The following is an 18,099-nucleotide window of genomic DNA, read 5'->3' as shown; positions in this document are numbered from 1 at the left end:
CTTGGTTTTCTGTTGCTGAAAAATACACAAATATGCAAAATATTTTTGATGATTTATCAAGAATAGGTGGAAGGTGAAATCCAGCATCGAAGAGTTACAGGTGTTCATCGCCGTTGTGGATACAGGCAGCTTGGGAGCCGCCGCCGATTTACTGAAACAAACCGTGTCAGGCGTTAGCCGTGCCCTGAGCCGTCTGGAGCAAAAACTGGGTGTGACCCTGTTGGAACGCACGACACGCCGTTTAAAACTGACGCAGGAAGGACAGTTGTTTTTGCAAAGCGCACGGCAAATTTTAAATGATCTGTCTGCTGTGGAAGATGCACTGTTGAAATCTGACAGTGATATTGCAGGTTTGATTCGGGTCGATGCAGCAACCTCATTTGTGCTGCATGTCATGGCGCCCCTGATTCAGCAATTTCGCCGTTGCTATCCACATATTAAGATTGAGCTAAACAGCAATGATCAGATTGTGGATTTACTGGAGAAAAAAACCGATGTGGCGATTCGGATTGGCAATTTGCATGATTCTTCATTACATGCCAAATTTTTGATTCGTAGCCGTTTATATCTGGTTGCTAGCCCCAGTTATTTGGCTGAACATGGTTGCCCGCAGTCGGTAGATGATTTATTGCAACATCAACTGATTGGTTTTAGTCAGCATCCACACCTGAATGTCTGGCCGATTTTAAAACAGGGGCAAGCCCTGAAAATCTGTCCTGATTTGACAGCAAATACAGGGGAAACCATTCGTAAACTGGCATTGTATGGCAATGGCATTGCCTGTTTGTCAGAATTTATGATTCATCAGGATTTAAAAAAACAGGATCTGATTCCGATCTTGACCGAGCAGACTGTGTTTAAAGAGCAGGTGATTCAGGCAGTATATTATCAGCAAGAGCATTTGCCGAAACGGGTGCGACTGTTGATTGAATTTTTGGCAGAACAACTGGCACAAGGTTTTCCCAATCAGTGACAAACGGTTTTGATGGGTTTGCCACTGTCAGGAAATACGGCTGTGAATTAGTCAAAATCGGCTTTGAGTACCACGCGGTAACGCACCTGACCTGAGTGCAAGCGGGCAATTGCGTCATTAATCTGGGACATTGGGAAGAGTTCAATTTGTGGGGCAATATTTTTGCGGGCAGCGAAGTTGAGCAGTGTACGTAATGCCGCAGGTGAACCTGTCGGTGAGCCTGTAATCGATTTGGCACCGCTAATCAATAAATTGGCCGGTGTGGCAATCGGCTCCAGTGGAATGCCCAACAGATGCACGCTGCCATTCGGCGCCAGTGTATGCAAATAGCTTGTCCAGTCAAGGGTGACATTGACGGTACTGAGCAATAAATCAAATTTGCCTTTTTGGGCTTTCAGTGCTGCGCTGTCGCGACTGTTGACCACATGGTCTGCGCCCATGGCTTTGAGTTCATCGGCTTTATCGAGATTTGAGGTAAATGCGGTAATTTCACAGCCCCATGCTTTAAGGAGTTTGATGGCCATATGCCCCAAACCACCAATCCCGATCACACCGACATGGTGAATGGCTTGAATCTGATGCTTTAACAACGGGTCAAAAACAGTGATGCCACCGCACAATAAGGGACCTGCGCTTTCAGGAGCTAGGTCATCGGGAAGGGGAATCACCCACTGCCAGCCTGCACGAACCTTATCGGCGAAACCGCCTGCATGTCCAACAATTGTGGCTTTATGTTCACCTGTACACAGTACCTGTTGCCCTGAAAGGCATTGGTCACAGGCTTGGCAGGTTTCTGCTGTCCAGCCAATCCCGACACGTTGTCCCAGTTTCAAGCCTTTGGCTTCACTGCCCAAACGTATAATTTTGCCAATGACTTCATGTCCAGCCACCACTGGATATTGGGAAACTCCCCAATCATTATCAATGATCGACAGGTCGGAGTGACACAAGCCGCAGTATTCTACTTTGACTTCGACCTGATGGGGTTGCAGTTCGCCCGCATCAAACTCGTATGCAACTAAAGCTGATTTGGCGGTTAATGCTGCATAGCTACGAATTCGGTTTTCACTCATGACGCACTCCTTGTTATGGATGTATTGTTATTTACAAAAGCAGTCATCTTCATGATCGTTGACCATGCCACAGGCTTGCATGAAAGCATAGCAGGTGGTGGCACCAACGAATTTAAAGCCGTGCTTTTTTAAAGTTTTGGAGAGTTTCTGGCTAATTTCGGTTTGTGCGGGTGCTTCACGATAATTCGGCACCACATTATGGATTGGTTTGGCAGCGACAAACTGCCATAACCATGTCACCACATCACCTGTGTCCTGTTTTAAGGCAAGCCATGCCTGTGCATTGGCACGAATGGCATTGAGCTTGCCGATGTGGCGAATTAAACCTGCATCTTGCAGTTTTTTTTCTAAGTCAGTATCGGAGAGTTCAGCAATCTCTTGGATTGAATACTGAAAAAAATGCTGGCGGTAACAGTCGCGTTTTTTCAGTACTGTAATCCAGGACAACCCTGCCTGCTGACCTTCAAGACAAAGCAATGCAAACAGTTGTGCTTCGTCATATAAAGGTTTGCCCCATTCCTGATCGTGGTAGTCGATATACAGCGGATTATCGGAACACCAGCGGCAGCGTTGTAGTGACATGACAAAATTCCTGATTGTTATTCTTTAAATTTAAAGGGAGAAGCTTGTCCACTGATCATTTTTTGTGTCCCAGTAAAATAGTTCGGCCTGTTGTAAATCTTCCAGAGACAGCCATACATCTTTACCGACCTTATCATTATAACCCGTGCTAATCAGTAGACCATTTTCTGCAATTTCCATGATCCAGCCCTGATAGCACTGACCGTGCAGCTGGATTTTTTGTTGATTGCCCGATTCGGCAAATTCAACCAGACGTTGTATGAGGGCTTCAGACATGAAACAAGACTTCCTAACGTAAATAGGGGAATGGATTGACGGCACCGCGACCTTTTCCATCCAGATAAATCCCATAGTGTAAATGGGTGACGGTATGCTGTGCATTGCCACTGTTGCCGACATAGCCAATCAGGTCACCAGTATGCACATAATCTCCGACTTTCAAGCCGCGTTTAGATTTTTCCAGATGGGCGTAATAATGCCAAGACCCCGCAGGCCCTAAAATCCAGATCACATTGCCGCCGAGCGTATTGCTTTGCAGACTGGCGACCAGACCTTCGGTGGCACTGGTTACTTTGCTATCGCGAGGTGCCAGTATATCAATTCCTTCATGCCGACGTCCTGCACTGCGTGAAGCCCCCCATGTATCGGTGAGCTGATCTGCTTTGATGCCCTTGACAGGAATCGGAAGATGAAAACCTAATCGCATTGCTTTGAGGCGGCTGACTTGCTGGCTGGGCAGTGGAGTAGTTTTTTTGGGAGTTGAACTACATGCAGCCAAAACGATGACCATTAAAATTAAAACAGCATGTGAAAGAAAACGCAAAATACAGTGTCCTTTGAATCAGTATTTTCCAACAGCATGCCGTATATTTGTTTAAACGTTTTGAATCAGTTTTTTCATGGCTGTTGGAATGCCTCGGTCAATTGCCTGTTGTGGGGTGAGCCATTCACCGCCAAGTTCTATTTGTAGATGTTCCATCTCATCGCTGTCAACTGTAATTTGTTGTACATTCAGCTCCCAAGTGAAATGGGTAAAGCTGTGACGAATCTGGGTCAGGTATTGGGTGCTGGCTAAGCCCAGTATGTTGCGTTGTTGTTCCAGTTCATTTGGCTCTGCAAAAATCGGTAGGCAATGCAAGCCTCCCCATAATCCTAGGGTAGGGCGCTGTTGCCATAACCACAGATCTTGATGGCGCAGCAACAGCACTTCGGCTTGTTTTACAGGCACAGGTTTTTTGGCTTTCTTGAAAGGCAGTTCTGTTTCAATTCCTTGCTGATGTGCTTGGCAATGCTGCTGCATTGGACAGTACAGACACAGCGGTTTTTTCGGGGTGCAAATGGTTGCCCCTAAATCCATAATCGCTTGGGTATAGTCATGGTTACGTTCTGTGGGACAAAGCTGCTCGACACGTGCCCACATCTCACGTTCATGTACAGGTTTACTTAAGTCCTCTTCTATGGCAAAAAAACGTGCCAACACGCGTTTGACATTGCCATCCATAATCACGCCGTACTGGCGTAGACCCAAAGACATCAGTGCACCTGCGGTGGAACGCCCAATGCCAGGCAGAGCCATCCAGCCTTCTAACGTCTGGGGGAAATCTGCTTGCGCTGCGACGATTTGGGCAGCTTTATGCAAGTTACGTGCGCGAGCGTAATAACCCAAGCCTGCCCAGTAAGGTGCAACGTCATCCCAGCTGACCTGAGCAAGCGCTTTAACCGTTGGGAAACGCTGAATAAAACGATCAAAATATTGCAACACGGTTTTCACTTGGGTTTGTTGCAACATGATTTCTGAGACCCAGACTTTATAGGGATCATCGGCAATTTGCCACGGCAAATCATGCCGACCATGTTGGTCGAACCAAGTGAGTAAAGCATCGGAAAACGAAAAATCAGACATGAACATAGCACCTCAGAACCGCGAGGTAGTATACGTCAAGCACACATAAAAAAGGCAGTGAAGATATGCTGAGAGATCTTCACTGCCTAGAGAAAGTCAGTTATTTTACATCAGACGGTTGCAGAATTCCCCAACGCTTATCAAGCTTGAGCTGCTGCCCTTTGTAACGTGGAATCACGTGAATGTGCAAATGCTGTGAAACTTCGTCAAAGACATTGCCGTCATTAAACCCGATGTGATAACCCTCGGGATGATAGCGAAGTTCCAGCTCATTGCGTGCCTGTTCAAGCAAAGAGAGCATGCTTTTGCGCTCTTTATCCGTGACATCAAAAAATGAACTGACATGCCGTAATGGAATAATCACCATGTGCCCTTCAGATAGAGGGCGAGGCTCGGGAAAAATCGCGCCAAAGTCATTTTTGGCAATCACATCATAGTCATCAAAATCGCAATAAGCACAGTGCTCAGTCATGGTGGCCTCCTACTTAATCAACAGCAATCAAAGAAAATCGGGTTTAGGCTGCAAGTCACGTGCGAGCAGTTGATACATCGCATCTAATCCTGCACGTTCGGCTTGCGCATTGTAGCCAAGGTCAACGCCATTGGCTTTGGCGCGTACATCCGCAAGTGGGTTACTAAAACCATGTTTGGCATTGGCTAAAATAATCACCTCATGCTTAACCTCGGCAGCCTGCATTTCCTGCTTGAAGCTCTCGACATTGTCGAGTGTGACCATGCTGTCGAGTTCACCGTGTAACACTAAGATTTCTGCTTTAATTTTGCCTTTTTCAGCAGGAGCAGCGGTCGACAAGTTACCGTGGAACGTGGCAACAGCTTTGATGTCTGCACCAGAGCGCGCTAAGTCCAAAACCACTTTTCCACCAAAGCAGAAACCGATTGCACCTAGGCGAGCCGCATCCACTTCAGGTTGTGCTGCCAATGTACTCAGCGCCGCAGTCACACGCTCAACAATCGTGTTCGGTTGCTGGAAAGTTTCCATCATCCAGGTGTTGGCTTGACTGGCTTGTTCTGTGGTTTGCTTATCACCATACATGTCGATAGCAAATGCCGCATAGCCATGTTCAGCCAGTTGTTTCGCCCGTTGAATCACATATTCATTACGCCCCCACCATTCAGGCGCGACCAGAATCGCTGCAACTGGGGTATCACTTTGCGGTGCTGCAAAAAAACCAACTAAATTTTTACCATCTGGCGCGGTATATTGAATTTCGCGAGTAATTATGGTGCTCATGGTGGGCACAATCCTTATGATGAAGAAGTCTGATTTAATATACTGAATCAATTTTGATTAAAGCATAGAATTTTTGTTATTGTGTGAAAAATCTACATATTTGTTGAAAATTACCATATTTATAACATAGATAAATTTAAATTATTTATTTTGAATCAGTTTGTTAAATGATGATTGTGACCGTGCCTGCACCAGATTTGGCAAGTGCAGGCAGGTATCAGATTTACTTAGCTGACTTGGGCAAGAATTTCGCAGGCTTGGGCAAGGGTTTGCTCTGTTTTTGCAAAGCAAAAGCGTAGTAAACGCAAGTTTTGTGGTGGCTGTGCATAAAAGACTGAAATTGGGATAGCGACCACTTTATGCTGTTCGGCGAGCCACTGACACATCTCAACATCGTTCAGGTCAGGTCGAATCTGACTATAGGCAACATTTTGAAAATAGGTGCCTTGAGTCGGTGTAAACATAAACTTGGACTGAGCCAGCCCTGCATTAAACAGATCACGTTTTTGCTGATAAAAACTGGCGAGCTGCTGAATATGTTCTGGGTGCTGTTGCATAAACTGGCTGAGTGCCACTTGGCACGGGGTATTGCCGCAGAAGCTAGCAAATGGTATACCTGCCGAAACAGATGCATCAGCTCAGGTGCAGCCACACAGTAACCGGTTTTCCAGCCTGTGACATGAAAAGTCTTGCCAAACGAGCCGACCACAAGACTACGCTGGCGTAATTCAGGAAATGACAATGCCGAGTAATGGCGCTGCCCATCATAAATCAGGTGTTCATAGACTTCATCGGAGAGCACGACAATATTGTGTGCTTCGATCAATTCAATCAGGGTTAGCCAGTCCTGTTTTGACCAAATCGCTCCGCTTGGGTTATGCGGTGTGTTGATAATGATCATACGGGTACGTGAGTTAATGCTGTCTTTGACGCGTTGCCAGTCCACCTGAAAATCAGGTGTAAGCAGGGGAATCCGTACACTCACGCCTTCTGCTAGTTCCACTGCAGGCGCGTATCTATCATAGCTCGGATCAAAAATAATCACTTCATCGCCTGCATGAATCAGGGCCTGAATGGCACAGTACAATGCAATGGTTGCGCCAGAAGTAATGGTAATTTCTTGTGTGATATCGAGTTGCAACTGATCGCGTTGTGCAAACTGCTGCGCCACCTGTTCACGTAGCGGCAACCAGCCATCACCTGCGGCATATTGGTTAAAGCCCTGTCGTGTTGCCTCAACCAGACAATCGAGCAGTGCTTCAGGGGCTGCAAAGTCAGGGAAACCCTGTGACAGATTGAGCGCATTCAGGCGCTGTGCGAGTGCTGACATTTGACTAAAGATGGTGACGCCCTGAGCAGGGAGTTTGGACGGGAATGACAACATGAAGGTTTTTCTCTAATTTTTGATTTAAATCAGGTATTCAATCGCTGCGCGAATCATTCCCAAGCATAACCCAATAAATGCGCCAACGATCACGCCGTTGACCCGAATCATATGCAAATCACCGCCAACCTCATTTTCGATTTTGCCAATCATTTCCGAAGAATCCCATTCATGAATACGCTGGCTAATAAAACGGATGACTTTGTTACTGTATTGATCACTGATTTGAATTGCCAACTGACTCAGGCGCTGATTCAGAATCTCGCGAACCTTGTCATTTTCCATCAGGTTTTGCCCGACCAGTTCAATTGCCGCCCGCAGATTTTGTGCAATGCCCGATGGTTCTTTTTGTAAGTCCTGTTTGATCGCATTACATAAAATCACCACCGCACCGCTGATAAAATTCAGCATTTGCGGGCTGTCGAGCAGGGCATTTTTGGTGGTATTCAGGCGCAGGCTGGCTTCACTGTCGGGATCACGCAGTTCTAACATCAAGGTTTGTGCATAATTTTCAATATACTGTCGCCACGGGTGCTCAGGGTCTGCCAACATGGCTTCAACTTTTCCAATCAGGCTGTCAATCATGCGTTGCTGCATATCAATCCCGATCCAGTGAAAGCCTTTGGCAATCTTCCATACGCCTAGTTCCTGAAAAATCCGCTGGGTCAGTTCACGGGTTTGTTCAGGGTGGAAGGTGACCCAGTCGTGTGCCAAATCCAGACCTCGTTGAAGTAAATCCTGATGAAAGTCATTGTCCAAAACAGCACGTAGCATTTCGCTGGCTAAACTGTTGATTTGGGTATTACGTACCCATTGCACACTGTTACTTTGAATAAACCCAGCAATTTGCTCCTGTCCAACAAAGTCCAGTATCTGTGGCAGGCTTTGCTGCATAAGCTGAGTAACCTGAGCATTATTTTGAGGGCTGGCAAGCCAGCGCCCAACACTCAAACTCAAATCGGTTTGTTTCAGGCTACGCTCAACCACTTCAGGCGATAAAAAGTTTTCCTGCACAAAACGCCCCATCGACTCGGCAATGCGGGCTTTGTTACGTGGGATAATTTCGGTGTGATCGAGCAGGAAACGCGGAATCGGCATTTTGCCGAAAGGATTACGGAACAATACCGTAATTGCATACCAGTCTGCCAAACCACCCACTACACCTGCTTCTGCTGATAGCATCAGAATATGAATGAGCCATACATCATTGGGTAAAAACTTCGCCAAGAGCATGAGTGCCAACCATGCCAGTACAGCCATGATTAAGGCGATACTGGCAAAGCGTTTACTGCGTTGTAAATTGGTTGAGGTGGTTTGAGTGGTCGGACTCATGTAGATTCCTAACAGGTCACATTAATGAGGAGGTGTCGCAGGCAAGAGAACATCGCCATTGCTGCTGACCCCATATTTTTGCCCGATTGATTTCAAAATCAGAAAGGCATCAAAGGCATCGCTCGGGGTATTTTTCTGATCTTTATAGCATTCAATTGTATAGGACACTTCAACAGGGTCAATGGTGACGACTTGTGGCATGTTGTACCACGGGTCATAAAATCCAGGATGGCGGAAACTATACGGGTAGAACATCGGGTCAGGATACACGACTGCTTTACGCGGTGGTTGTTGCGTGCGGTTACTTGGGTCATTCAGCACTTTAAAGTAGTGAAAACCATTTTTGACGGTAGTTTGTGCGGCTTTGACCAAGGTAATTTCTTCAGCCGTACCATAACTTAAATCGGACCTAGCTTTGAAGCCAATGCGATAAGTCTGGTTGTTGAGTGGATAACTGGAAAATTGTCCCAACTGGTCAAATGTGCGGGGCTTGCTGGGCAGAGTACTACAGGCGGACAGACCGAGTGCGAGACTCAAGCTCAGACATGGAATCAATTTGTTCATATGGCTGCTCCAAAATCGAGAGATTTTATTAAAAATCGTTGATCATCAATGCATTATAAAAATGCGACTTGTCGTTCTGCTGTAGCGACCCTATATCCATTACCATGAAGGTCATGCTTGGAAGAATCAATTGAGATTTTGTTGTTATCAAACAACATGATTTTTAATCATGATTGTGGATTGACGATGAATAAGCAAGGGATAAATAAAAGGATATAAAATTTAAGATATTGTTTTATCTATTTATTTCTGAGGTGATTACCGTTGGTCTGAAATAAAAGATTTGCAGTATGAACCTGCAATGCGCGGGCAAGTTATTGGCTATTTTCACTTTTGCCCTGTATTGAGCATCGTTTTGCAATTATTTTTCAATGCAATTCACATTTTTCATGCATGCTCATGGCGGTTTATGGTTACAATTTTGCGTGGCAACAGCCCATCATCATTATTTGATACCTACTGTCATGATAATCAGTATAATTTGTCCATTTGATCTAGATGATAATTTCAATTCGAGTGAGTGAAGAACATGAGTCAACCCAACGCCGTTTCTCAAACTATTGTGCCAACTTGGGTAGACGCATCTGTAGTCACAGGAATGTTGCGCGGTATTGAACGTGAAACTTTACGCATGCAGCCCGATGGTTATTTGTCACAACAGCCACATCCCGTTGCTTTAGGCTCTGCCTTAACCCATCCGCACATCACCACGGATTATTCTGAAGCCTTATTAGAATTCATTACACCACCCCAGCCAAATATTGCCGACACCCTGAACTATTTAAGCAATATTCATCATGTCGCTAATCAGCATTTGCCAGAAGGGGAAAAACTTTGGCCCATGTCGATGCCATGTATGCTGGATCAGGATGAAGAGCAAATCCCACTGGCAGAATATGGTTCATCCAATATCGGGCGTTTTAAGACCTTATATCGTAAAGGTTTGGGAGTGCGCTATGGGCGCCGTATGCAGACCATTGCCGGGGTGCATTACAATATTTCGTTTCCAGACCAACTGTTTGAACGTTTGCAACAGCATGAACCAGATCCAGAGCTCAAAGCCTTAAGCCTGCAAGATTATCGTAGCCATCGTTACTTTGGCTTGATTCGTAATTTTATTCGCCTGACACCGATGGTGATGTATCTGCTTGGGGCAAGCCCCACAGTCTGTAAGACCTTTTTGATTGGGCGTGAACATAAACTACAACCATTGGTGGGCGGTACCTTGCATTTGCCATATGCAACAGCGTTGCGTATGGGACGACATGGTTATCAGAATTCGGCACAAAAACAATTGGGTATTCACTACAACAATTTACAAGGCTACTTGCAAGGGTTACAGGCTGCGGTGAAAACGCCTTATCCTGCCTTTAGCCAGCTCGGGCTAGATGATGAACAGGGTGAGCCGATTCAGATCAATGATCATATCTTGCAAATTGAAAATGAATACTACAGTCTGGTGCGCCCGAAACAAGTTCCACAGGGCAATGAAACACCATCCGAAGCTTTGGCAAAACGCGGCGTGGCTTATATTGAGCTGCGTGCGGTCGATGTTAACCCCTATAGCCCGATTGGTATCGAGACCAATAGCGCAGGGTTTTTAGAAAGTCTGGCACTGTACTGTTTGTTACAAGATAGCCCTGAAATCTCTGTTGCAGAGCAGGAGTTAATTGAGAAAAATCAAGCAGAAGTTGTGGAACGTGGGCGTGCTGAAAATGCCACTATTCAAACTTTAACTGCAAGCTATGCTATTGCAGACTGGTTACAGTTGCATCTAGATGCGATGCACCCTGTTGCAACAGTGCTGGATCAAATTGAATCGACCACGATTTATGTTGATGCTTTGACCGTGATGCAACAGCGAATTGATGATCCCAAAACCACGCTTTCAGCACAGGTTATTGATGACATGCTGCAAGCAGGTGGAACATGGCGTTTGGGAAGCCAGTTGGCTGAAATGCATACTCAAGCTTATCAACAGCATCGCTTGTCTGATGATACACAGGATTATTTTCAGGATTTGGTTGGTGCTTCATTGCAGCAGCAACAACAGCTTGAACAGACATCACAACCTACATTTAAAGAATATCTGGCGAACTTTCGCTAAAATAGAATAAGGGGAAAGCATTTGCGCTTGAGTTATCGTCTTGTCAATGCCTTATTGGTATTGATCAGTATTATTGGCATGTCATTTGCGCTGTATCTCGAACATGTCAAAGGTCTACAGCCATGTCCGCTGTGTATTTTTCAGCGTCTTGGGCTGATTGCGATGGGGCTTATCGCATTGCTTGCCCTGATTCACAATCCAGTCTCGGATAAATTAAAGCGCGCGTATGCCTTCCTTGCTGGATTGGGTATGGTCTGGTCAGCAGGGGTTGCCGCGCGCCAAATTTGGCTACAGCATTTACCACCTGACCAAGTGCCGAGTTGTGGGCCAGGTTTAAATTATCTGATTGATGTTTTACCCTTGAAGGAAGTATTTGCTGAAGTGCTGACGGGTTCGGGTGAGTGTGCCAAAATTGACTGGACATTCTTGGGTCAGCCTTTATCTGTATGGTCTTGTCTATTTTTTACAATTTTGCTTCTGGTCTGTATCTGGCAAATGCTGCGCCGTTATCACTAATTTAGCTAAACCCCGCCATAAAAAATACAAATCCTTATAAAAAACGATCAATTTATTTTGGTCGTTTTTTTATACCAAATGCACAATAATTTCATTAAAAATGAAAGTGGAATCAGTGATCTATTTTCATAAAACGCATGGCTAATCTTTGGAAGATTCTATTAGGAAACCTATTTTGACTAAATTAGTCAACTTAGACATAAAAACTATTGTTCAAATAACTGTGTTTTCGTCATAATTAGTAATGTTATCAGACAAAGATCATATGATTTTTAGTTGAAACCCTATAGATGTGCAAACGTCACAGCTTTATACGCTCAGCCTCTTACTTTCTGGCTGAGCTTTTTTTTGCCTAACTATTTTAATTTAAAAAAACACTTAATCACGAATGACTTGCCCAGTGACTGCATCAATGATTCGGCTAGGTAAAGGGCTTTGCCCAAGTTCACCATCCAGATAATCGAGCTGATCTGCAAAATAGGCTTGAGCCTGCTCTAGATTGCATGCAGGATCCAGACCTGCGGGGTTGGCACTAGTCGATACAATAAAACTGCCAAAAGCGCGACATAGTTGCTGACAGAGGGGATGGTTGGTGACCCGAACCGCAACCCGTGGATGCTGACCTGTAATCCATTCAGGAATCGCTGTTTGATTCGGAAGAAGCCAAGTCAAGCCACGCTCATGAGCTTGGCGATTATGCCAGCTCGCGATAATTTCTTGTTGACGAGTTTGATCAAGTGGTGCGAGTAAGGCTTCAACCTGTTCAACATCACTGGCAAGCAAAATGACACCTTTTTCAATTGGGCGCTGTTTCAGGGCTAAAATTTTCTGAAATGCTTGCTGATTCATCGGATCACAACCTAAACCCCAAACGGCTTCAGTTGGATAAGCTAACACTTGACCATGCTGCAAAAGCTCGGCGGCATGTTCCACTGAATAGGTGATCATGTTTTTACGCTCTATGGAGAATTAAGAAAAGCAGGGTGCAGTTGCTGCACGGCAACGACTATAACGCCCTGCCTGTTGTAAGCACAAGCCTAAAAGTTCCAATTCCATCAGTTGTGCTGTGAGTTCATCAATCGTCATGGTGAACTTGCTTGCAAGCGTATCTAGATCCTGCCCAACCCAGTCGAGTTGCTGATATAAGGTCTGTAAATGTTCGGGAATATCCGATGCTGTTGCAGTGGGAATATCTTGCTGTTGAATTTGCCATTGGGTTGGTAATGCCAAATCTTCAATGATCTGTTCAGGGTGATCTACCAAGGTTGCGCCTTCGCGAATCAGTTGGTGGCACCCCCGATGATATTCACTATAAATATGCCCAGGAATAGCAAAAATCTGTTTGCCTTGTTCTGCTGCCAGTTTGGCCGTAATCAAAGAACCACTTTCTAGCGCTGCTTCAGCCACCAGCACCCCTAAACTCAAACCACTGACAATACGGTTGCGTCGAGGAAAATTGTGCTGTAACGGTTTGGTAAAGGGTAAAAATTCAGTAATCACACAACCACCTTCAGCCACAATTTGCTGACGGAGCTGCACGTGGGCAGCAGGATAGGTCTGTTCAATGCCTGTTGCCATGATTGCAATGGTTTTTTGATGCTTAATACCTGCAATATGTGCTGCCTGATCAATTCCTTGAGCCAAGCCACTGGTAATAAAAAAGCCTTTTTCTGCCAAATAATACGCAAAATCATAACTGATCTGTAAGCCATGTGGGCTGGCTTTACGGCTACCCACAATTGCAATTTGCGGCTGGCTTAAATTAAAAAGATTACCTTGCCCAAACAAAATGGGAGGTTTATCTGCATAAGGTCGTAGCTGTGTTGGATAATTGCTGTCTTCAGCGAGACAAATAAAATCGCAATGCTGTATTAAACAATCGAGCATGCTCTGGAAATTCTTTTGCTCACTCGCCTGTTGAAACTGCTCGGCGCGTTGAACATGATTTTTATGTAGTCTGAGTTTTGACCATTGCTGCAAATTTGTAGGCGTAGTTGCCTGTTCCGCACTTCCAAAGAAGTGAATCAGTTGCTGGTAACTCGATAAAGAATGCTGAACCAAATACCACAAGCGAAGACTGTCGAGTTGAGACTTGCTGATCTGGTTCAGCATAAAACACCCTTAGTCTGACATTGAAGGTGCTTGGATTGATGCACCCACTTTAATCGGTAGGCTGCTCTCTAACACATAAGCATAACTTAAATGGTCAAATGTTTTGAAAATCATGATTGTACCAATTTCTTCTTGTGGCAAAGTCACGAGTTGTCCTGTTTTGACGTCTTTAATTACTTCACCTTGTTGGTAAACACTAAATACCTGTCCGGTTTTCGCGCCATCTAGCAAGCCACGGTCAATGGTCACAACGCTACGTTTTGCTGCTTGACCAATTGAACCAAGCACCCGAACAATTTGACCATTTCCAGTCACTTCATTTTTGCTAGTTGGGTAGAAAATTGAAGGCAAGTCATTTTGGTATTCAGGCAAGACGAAATCACCACGACGGATTTCCTGATTGAAGCTCTTAGTCACTTCTAAAGTCGTCAGGTCGCCATTATTGTTTTCTGCAGTTGATACTGCACTTGCAACCTGAATAAGCTCAACCCCCGCGTTATATTCTTTACCCTGAGCATCCTTAAATAGATAAGGTTGAGTTTGGCGGTAGATGCCATAATTCTGACCGACTGCTAAACCATTGCCACGAGCATAAATCTTTTGCCCACTACCACCCAGCAAGCGGTTATCGGCAGCACCGACAATATACGGTGTATTGGTGAGTGATTCAGGTGCAACAATATTGGCACGATATAACCAGACGTCAATGTCGCTGAGACGAACCACAGGAATGGCATCATTTAAAGATTCAACACGAACCTGTGGTTTTAGGTTGATGCTGCCCATATGGCGACGAATAATCCCTGCACAACCATCACCTTCATCTTTACCTACCAAAGGTTTGCCATGAAAAGAACACAATAACAAACGGTCACCCGGATAGATCCAGTGCGGGTTTTTCACATGACGGTTATGTGCCCAAATTTCAGGCCAGCGCCAAGGTTTTTTGAGAAATTTACCTGCAATATCCCAAAGCGTATCGCCTTTACGTACAACGTAAACGTGTGGTGCGCTGGTTTTTAAAGTTAGAGGTGCAACATTAGGTGATGCGGCATGGACCATCGAAATACTGCCGAGACCCAAACCTAGACCCAAAGCAACTGCAAGAACATGTTTTTTAAACCCCAAGGCAGTCCCCTGTAAAACCTTTTTCATTATCATAATTCCTAAATGGATATTTGTAATTGCGTTATAATAACCAACTTACTTAACATTTTTCTATGAAGCATGCTTTTCATAGGGCCGTTAAATAAATGGTATTTGTGAGGAGGGCATATGGCCTTATTACCCATTTTAAATTTCCCAGACCCACGTCTGCGTACCATTGCACAACCTGTTGAAGAAGTTACTGATGAAATTCGTCAGCTTGCCGCAGATATGTTTGAAACGATGTATCATGCTCCTGGCATAGGTTTAGCAGCAACTCAAGTTGACCGTCATATTCAGTTGATCGTCATGGATTTATCTGAAGATAAAGATCAGCCTTTAGTCTTTATTAATCCTAAAGTCACACCATTAACTGAAGAAATACAACCTTATGAAGAGGGCTGCCTGTCAGTTCCTCAAATATACGATAAAGTTGAACGTCCGTCACGCGTCAAAATAGAAGCGTTAAACCTTGATGGTGAAAAAATTGAAATAGAAGCTGATGGCTTACTTGCGGTTTGTATCCAGCATGAAATGGATCATCTCGATGGCAAATTATTTGTAGACTATCTTTCACCTTTAAAACGTCAGCGTGCTCGTGAAAAAGTTGAAAAGCTTGTGCGTAGCCGTGAGCGTGAAAAAGTAGCTGTAAAACGCTAATTTAATCTGTGCGCTAAAATAGATAATTTTTAGTGCGCAAATAAAAATTATAGATAACAATAACTTAAATTTAATTGAGTATAAAAAAGAGACAGGTGGAGATAAATATTGAGAAAGGGGGTTGCGTTAGAATGGTTATGGTCTATAATGCGTATCCATCGGCGGTGATGCAGATAAAAACTTGTTGATTAACAAGGATTTAGCTTGATAAGTTAGATTTTAGGTTGATTGAATGAGTTTTAAAAATATCGAAATTACCTGTTGACTTTATCATAAAATAGAGTAACATAGCCGACCTAGCTTGATGATGACGAATCATCGAGAAGATCATTAAGAGAATTGGAAGAACAACTTGTGTGGATTTTTACTGGTTGATCAGTCGAATATATATTTCATTGATTGAATTGGTAGAAATTTCTCGAAGTTTATTTGAGCGAATTTTTAGTCAGTAAGATTAATGAGCCAGATTTAGCACTTTTAGTAAAGTGCAATGATTTTAAACTGAAGAGTTTGATCATGGCTCAGATTGAACGCTGGCGGCAGGCTTAACACATGCAAGTCGAGCGGATGAAGGGAGCTTGCTCCTGGATTTAGCGGCGGACGGGTGAGTAATGCTTAGGAATCTGCCTATTAGTGGGGGACAACGTTTCGAAAGGAACGCTAATACCGCATACGTCCTACGGGAGAAAGCAGGGGATCATTAGACCTTGCGCTAATAGATGAGCCTAAGTCGGATTAGCTAGTTGGTGGGGTAAAGGCCTACCAAGGCGACGATCTGTAGCGGGTCTGAGAGGATGATCCGCCACACTGGGACTGAGACACGGCCCAGACTCCTACGGGAGGCAGCAGTGGGGAATATTGGACAATGGGGGGAACCCTGATCCAGCCATGCCGCGTGTGTGAAGAAGGCCTTTTGGTTGTAAAGCACTTTAAGCGAGGAGGAGGCTTCTTTGGTTAATACCCAAAGTAAGTGGACGTTACTCGCAGAATAAGCACCGGCTAACTCTGTGCCAGCAGCCGCGGTAATACAGAGGGTGCAAGCGTTAATCGGATTTACTGGGCGTAAAGCGTGCGTAGGCGGCTAATTAAGTCAAATGTGAAATCCCCGAGCTTAACTTGGGAATTGCATTCGATACTGGTTAGCTAGAGTATGGGAGAGGATGGTAGAATTCCAGGTGTAGCGGTGAAATGCGTAGAGATCTGGAGGAATACCGATGGCGAAGGCAGCCATCTGGCCTAATACTGACGCTGAGGTACGAAAGCATGGGGAGCAAACAGGATTAGATACCCTGGTAGTCCATGCCGTAAACGATGTCTACTAGCCGTTGGGGTCTTTGAGACCTTAGTGGCGCAGCTAACGCGATAAGTAGACCGCCTGGGGAGTACGGTCGCAAGACTAAAACTCAAATGAATTGACGGGGGCCCGCACAAGCGGTGGAGCATGTGGTTTAATTCGATGCAACGCGAAGAACCTTACCTGGCCTTGACATACTAAGAACTTTCCAGAGATGGATTGGTGCCTTCGGGAACTTAGATACAGGTGCTGCATGGCTGTCGTCAGCTCGTGTCGTGAGATGTTGGGTTAAGTCCCGCAACGAGCGCAACCCTTTTCCTTATTTGCCAGCGAGTAATGTCGGGAACTTTAAGGATACTGCCAGTGACAAACTGGAGGAAGGCGGGGACGACGTCAAGTCATCATGGCCCTTACGGCCAGGGCTACACACGTGCTACAATGGTCGGTACAAAGGGTTGCTACCTAGCGATAGGATGCTAATCTCAAAAAGCCGATCGTAGTCCGGATTGGAGTCTGCAACTCGACTCCATGAAGTCGGAATCGCTAGTAATCGCGGATCAGAATGCCGCGGTGAATACGTTCCCGGGCCTTGTACACACCGCCCGTCACACCATGGGAGTTTGTTGCACCAGAAGTAGCTAGCCTAACAGCAATGAGGGCGGTTACCACGGTGTGGCCGATGACTGGGGTGAAGTCGTAACAAGGTAGCCGTAGGGGAACCTGCGGCTGGATCACCTCCTTAACGAAAAGACGGATTGATTGGTAAGAATCCACAACAAGTTGTTCTTCTGGTATATCGAATGGGTCTGTAGCTCAGTTGGTTAGAGCACACGCTTGATAAGCGTGGGGTCACAAGTTCAAGTCTTGTCAGACCCACCAAGTCTACAACTGAGATTGAGAGATCAAGGTTACAGAAACTTAGATATACAAATCGAAATGATAAGCTGGGGACTTAGCTTAGTTGGTAGAGCGCCTGCTTTGCACGCAGGAGGTCAACGGTTCGACTCCGTTAGTCTCCACCACGAATTCTGAAGATTAGAATTCGAGCTAAAGATTACAGAATTTAGTAAGAGAAAAACCTAAGGGTTTTAATTTTATTAACTTCTGTGATTTAAGTATCACGGTATTAGTGTGATCCGACGAGGACACATTAACTCATTAACAGATTGGTAAAATTGAGTCTGAAATAAATTGTTCAACT

16 protein-coding genes, 2 tRNA genes, 1 rRNA gene and 1 pseudogene are annotated in these 18,099 nt (G+C 45.0%); 7 read left to right on the top strand and 13 right to left on the bottom strand.

Going from position 1 to position 18,099, the window contains the following annotated elements:
- Window positions 1–73: 73 nt before the first annotated feature.
- Window positions 74–973 carry a LysR family transcriptional regulator gene (locus F975_RS00120; RefSeq protein ID WP_004749199.1) on the top strand — a complete coding sequence of 300 codons (900 nt, stop codon included), beginning with the start codon at window positions 74–76 and terminating at the stop codon, window positions 971–973.
- Between the two features lie 47 nt (window positions 974–1,020).
- Here F975_RS00120 and ahr read toward each other — a convergent pair whose 3' ends face one another.
- The 10 genes and pseudogenes from ahr to F975_RS00070 all read right to left on the bottom strand — a co-directional run bounded on the left by ahr (window position 1,021) and on the right by F975_RS00070 (window position 9,063).
- Window positions 1,021–2,046 carry an NADPH-dependent aldehyde reductase Ahr gene (ahr, locus tag F975_RS00115; RefSeq protein WP_004749198.1) on the bottom strand — a complete coding sequence of 342 codons (1,026 nt, stop codon included), beginning with the start codon at window positions 2,044–2,046 and terminating at the stop codon, window positions 1,021–1,023.
- A gap of 27 nt (window positions 2,047–2,073) precedes the next feature.
- Complete coding sequence (locus F975_RS00110; RefSeq protein ID WP_004749197.1) at window positions 2,074–2,628, bottom strand: DNA-3-methyladenine glycosylase I; 555 nt, start codon at window positions 2,626–2,628, stop codon at window positions 2,074–2,076.
- Window positions 2,629–2,658: 30 nt separating this feature from the next.
- Window positions 2,659–2,904 carry a hypothetical protein gene (locus tag F975_RS00105; RefSeq protein ID WP_004749196.1) on the bottom strand — a complete coding sequence of 82 codons (246 nt, stop codon included), beginning with the start codon at window positions 2,902–2,904 and terminating at the stop codon, window positions 2,659–2,661.
- A gap of 13 nt (window positions 2,905–2,917) precedes the next feature.
- Window positions 2,918–3,418: a M23 family metallopeptidase gene (locus F975_RS00100; RefSeq protein ID WP_051064804.1), complete on the bottom strand. Its 501-nt coding sequence runs from the start codon at window positions 3,416–3,418 to the stop codon at window positions 2,918–2,920.
- A gap of 84 nt (window positions 3,419–3,502) precedes the next feature.
- Window positions 3,503–4,531 (bottom strand): A/G-specific adenine glycosylase, encoded by a 1,029-nt coding sequence (gene mutY, locus F975_RS00095; RefSeq protein ID WP_004749194.1) that lies wholly within the window; start codon window positions 4,529–4,531, stop codon window positions 3,503–3,505.
- Window positions 4,532–4,631: 100 nt separating this feature from the next.
- Window positions 4,632–5,003, bottom strand: a complete 372-nt coding sequence (locus F975_RS00090; protein ID WP_004749193.1) for an HIT family protein — start codon at window positions 5,001–5,003, stop codon at window positions 4,632–4,634.
- A gap of 27 nt (window positions 5,004–5,030) precedes the next feature.
- Window positions 5,031–5,783, bottom strand: a complete 753-nt coding sequence (locus tag F975_RS00085) for a dienelactone hydrolase family protein (protein ID WP_004749192.1) — start codon at window positions 5,781–5,783, stop codon at window positions 5,031–5,033.
- Window positions 5,784–6,010: 227 nt separating this feature from the next.
- Window positions 6,011–7,167 (bottom strand): annotated as a pseudogene (locus F975_RS00080) (methionine aminotransferase).
- A gap of 24 nt (window positions 7,168–7,191) precedes the next feature.
- Window positions 7,192–8,499: a DUF445 domain-containing protein gene (locus tag F975_RS00075; protein WP_004749190.1), complete on the bottom strand. Its 1,308-nt coding sequence runs from the start codon at window positions 8,497–8,499 to the stop codon at window positions 7,192–7,194.
- A gap of 21 nt (window positions 8,500–8,520) precedes the next feature.
- Window positions 8,521–9,063 carry a CC0125/CC1285 family lipoprotein gene (locus F975_RS00070; protein ID WP_004749188.1) on the bottom strand — a complete coding sequence of 181 codons (543 nt, stop codon included), beginning with the start codon at window positions 9,061–9,063 and terminating at the stop codon, window positions 8,521–8,523.
- Window positions 9,064–9,592: 529 nt separating this feature from the next.
- Here F975_RS00070 and gshA point away from each other — a divergent pair.
- Window positions 9,593–11,170, top strand: coding sequence for a glutamate--cysteine ligase (gshA, locus tag F975_RS00060; RefSeq protein ID WP_004749186.1), 1,578 nt, complete (start codon window positions 9,593–9,595; stop codon window positions 11,168–11,170).
- A gap of 21 nt (window positions 11,171–11,191) precedes the next feature.
- Complete coding sequence (locus tag F975_RS00055) at window positions 11,192–11,686, top strand: disulfide bond formation protein B (protein WP_004749185.1); 495 nt, start codon at window positions 11,192–11,194, stop codon at window positions 11,684–11,686.
- Window positions 11,687–12,064: 378 nt separating this feature from the next.
- Here the strand turns inward: F975_RS00055 and tsaC are convergent, their stop codons facing one another.
- From tsaC to F975_RS00040, 3 genes are read right to left on the bottom strand one after another with little or no spacing between them, the layout of a single operon-like run.
- On the bottom strand, window positions 12,065–12,634 hold the full coding sequence (tsaC, locus tag F975_RS00050) for an L-threonylcarbamoyladenylate synthase type 1 TsaC (RefSeq protein ID WP_004749184.1): 570 nt from the start codon (window positions 12,632–12,634) through the stop codon (window positions 12,065–12,067).
- A 21-nt stretch (window positions 12,635–12,655) separates the two neighbouring features.
- Window positions 12,656–13,798, bottom strand: a complete 1,143-nt coding sequence (gene dprA / locus F975_RS00045) for a DNA-processing protein DprA (protein ID WP_004749183.1) — start codon at window positions 13,796–13,798, stop codon at window positions 12,656–12,658.
- Window positions 13,799–13,807: 9 nt separating this feature from the next.
- A complete protein-coding gene (locus F975_RS00040) occupies window positions 13,808–14,953 on the bottom strand; it encodes a LysM peptidoglycan-binding domain-containing protein (RefSeq protein WP_004749181.1) in 1,146 nt (381 codons plus the stop codon).
- A gap of 120 nt (window positions 14,954–15,073) precedes the next feature.
- Between F975_RS00040 and def the strand changes: the two genes are divergently transcribed.
- From def to F975_RS00020, 4 genes are all read left to right on the top strand, one after another.
- Complete coding sequence (def, locus tag F975_RS00035; protein WP_004749180.1) at window positions 15,074–15,604, top strand: peptide deformylase; 531 nt, start codon at window positions 15,074–15,076, stop codon at window positions 15,602–15,604.
- A gap of 498 nt (window positions 15,605–16,102) precedes the next feature.
- Window positions 16,103–17,640, top strand: a 16S ribosomal RNA gene (locus tag F975_RS00030).
- A 60-nt stretch (window positions 17,641–17,700) separates the two neighbouring features.
- A tRNA-Ile gene (locus F975_RS00025) sits at window positions 17,701–17,777 on the top strand.
- Between the two features lie 67 nt (window positions 17,778–17,844).
- Window positions 17,845–17,920 (top strand) — tRNA-Ala (locus F975_RS00020).
- Window positions 17,921–18,099: the final 179 nt, after the last annotated feature.

This window comes from Acinetobacter brisouisimilis (assembly GCF_000368265.1).
In the GTDB taxonomy this organism is placed as follows: domain Bacteria; phylum Pseudomonadota; class Gammaproteobacteria; order Pseudomonadales; family Moraxellaceae; genus Acinetobacter.
Note: the sequence above shows the minus strand (reverse complement) of the source record. Positions and strands in the feature narration are given on the sequence as shown.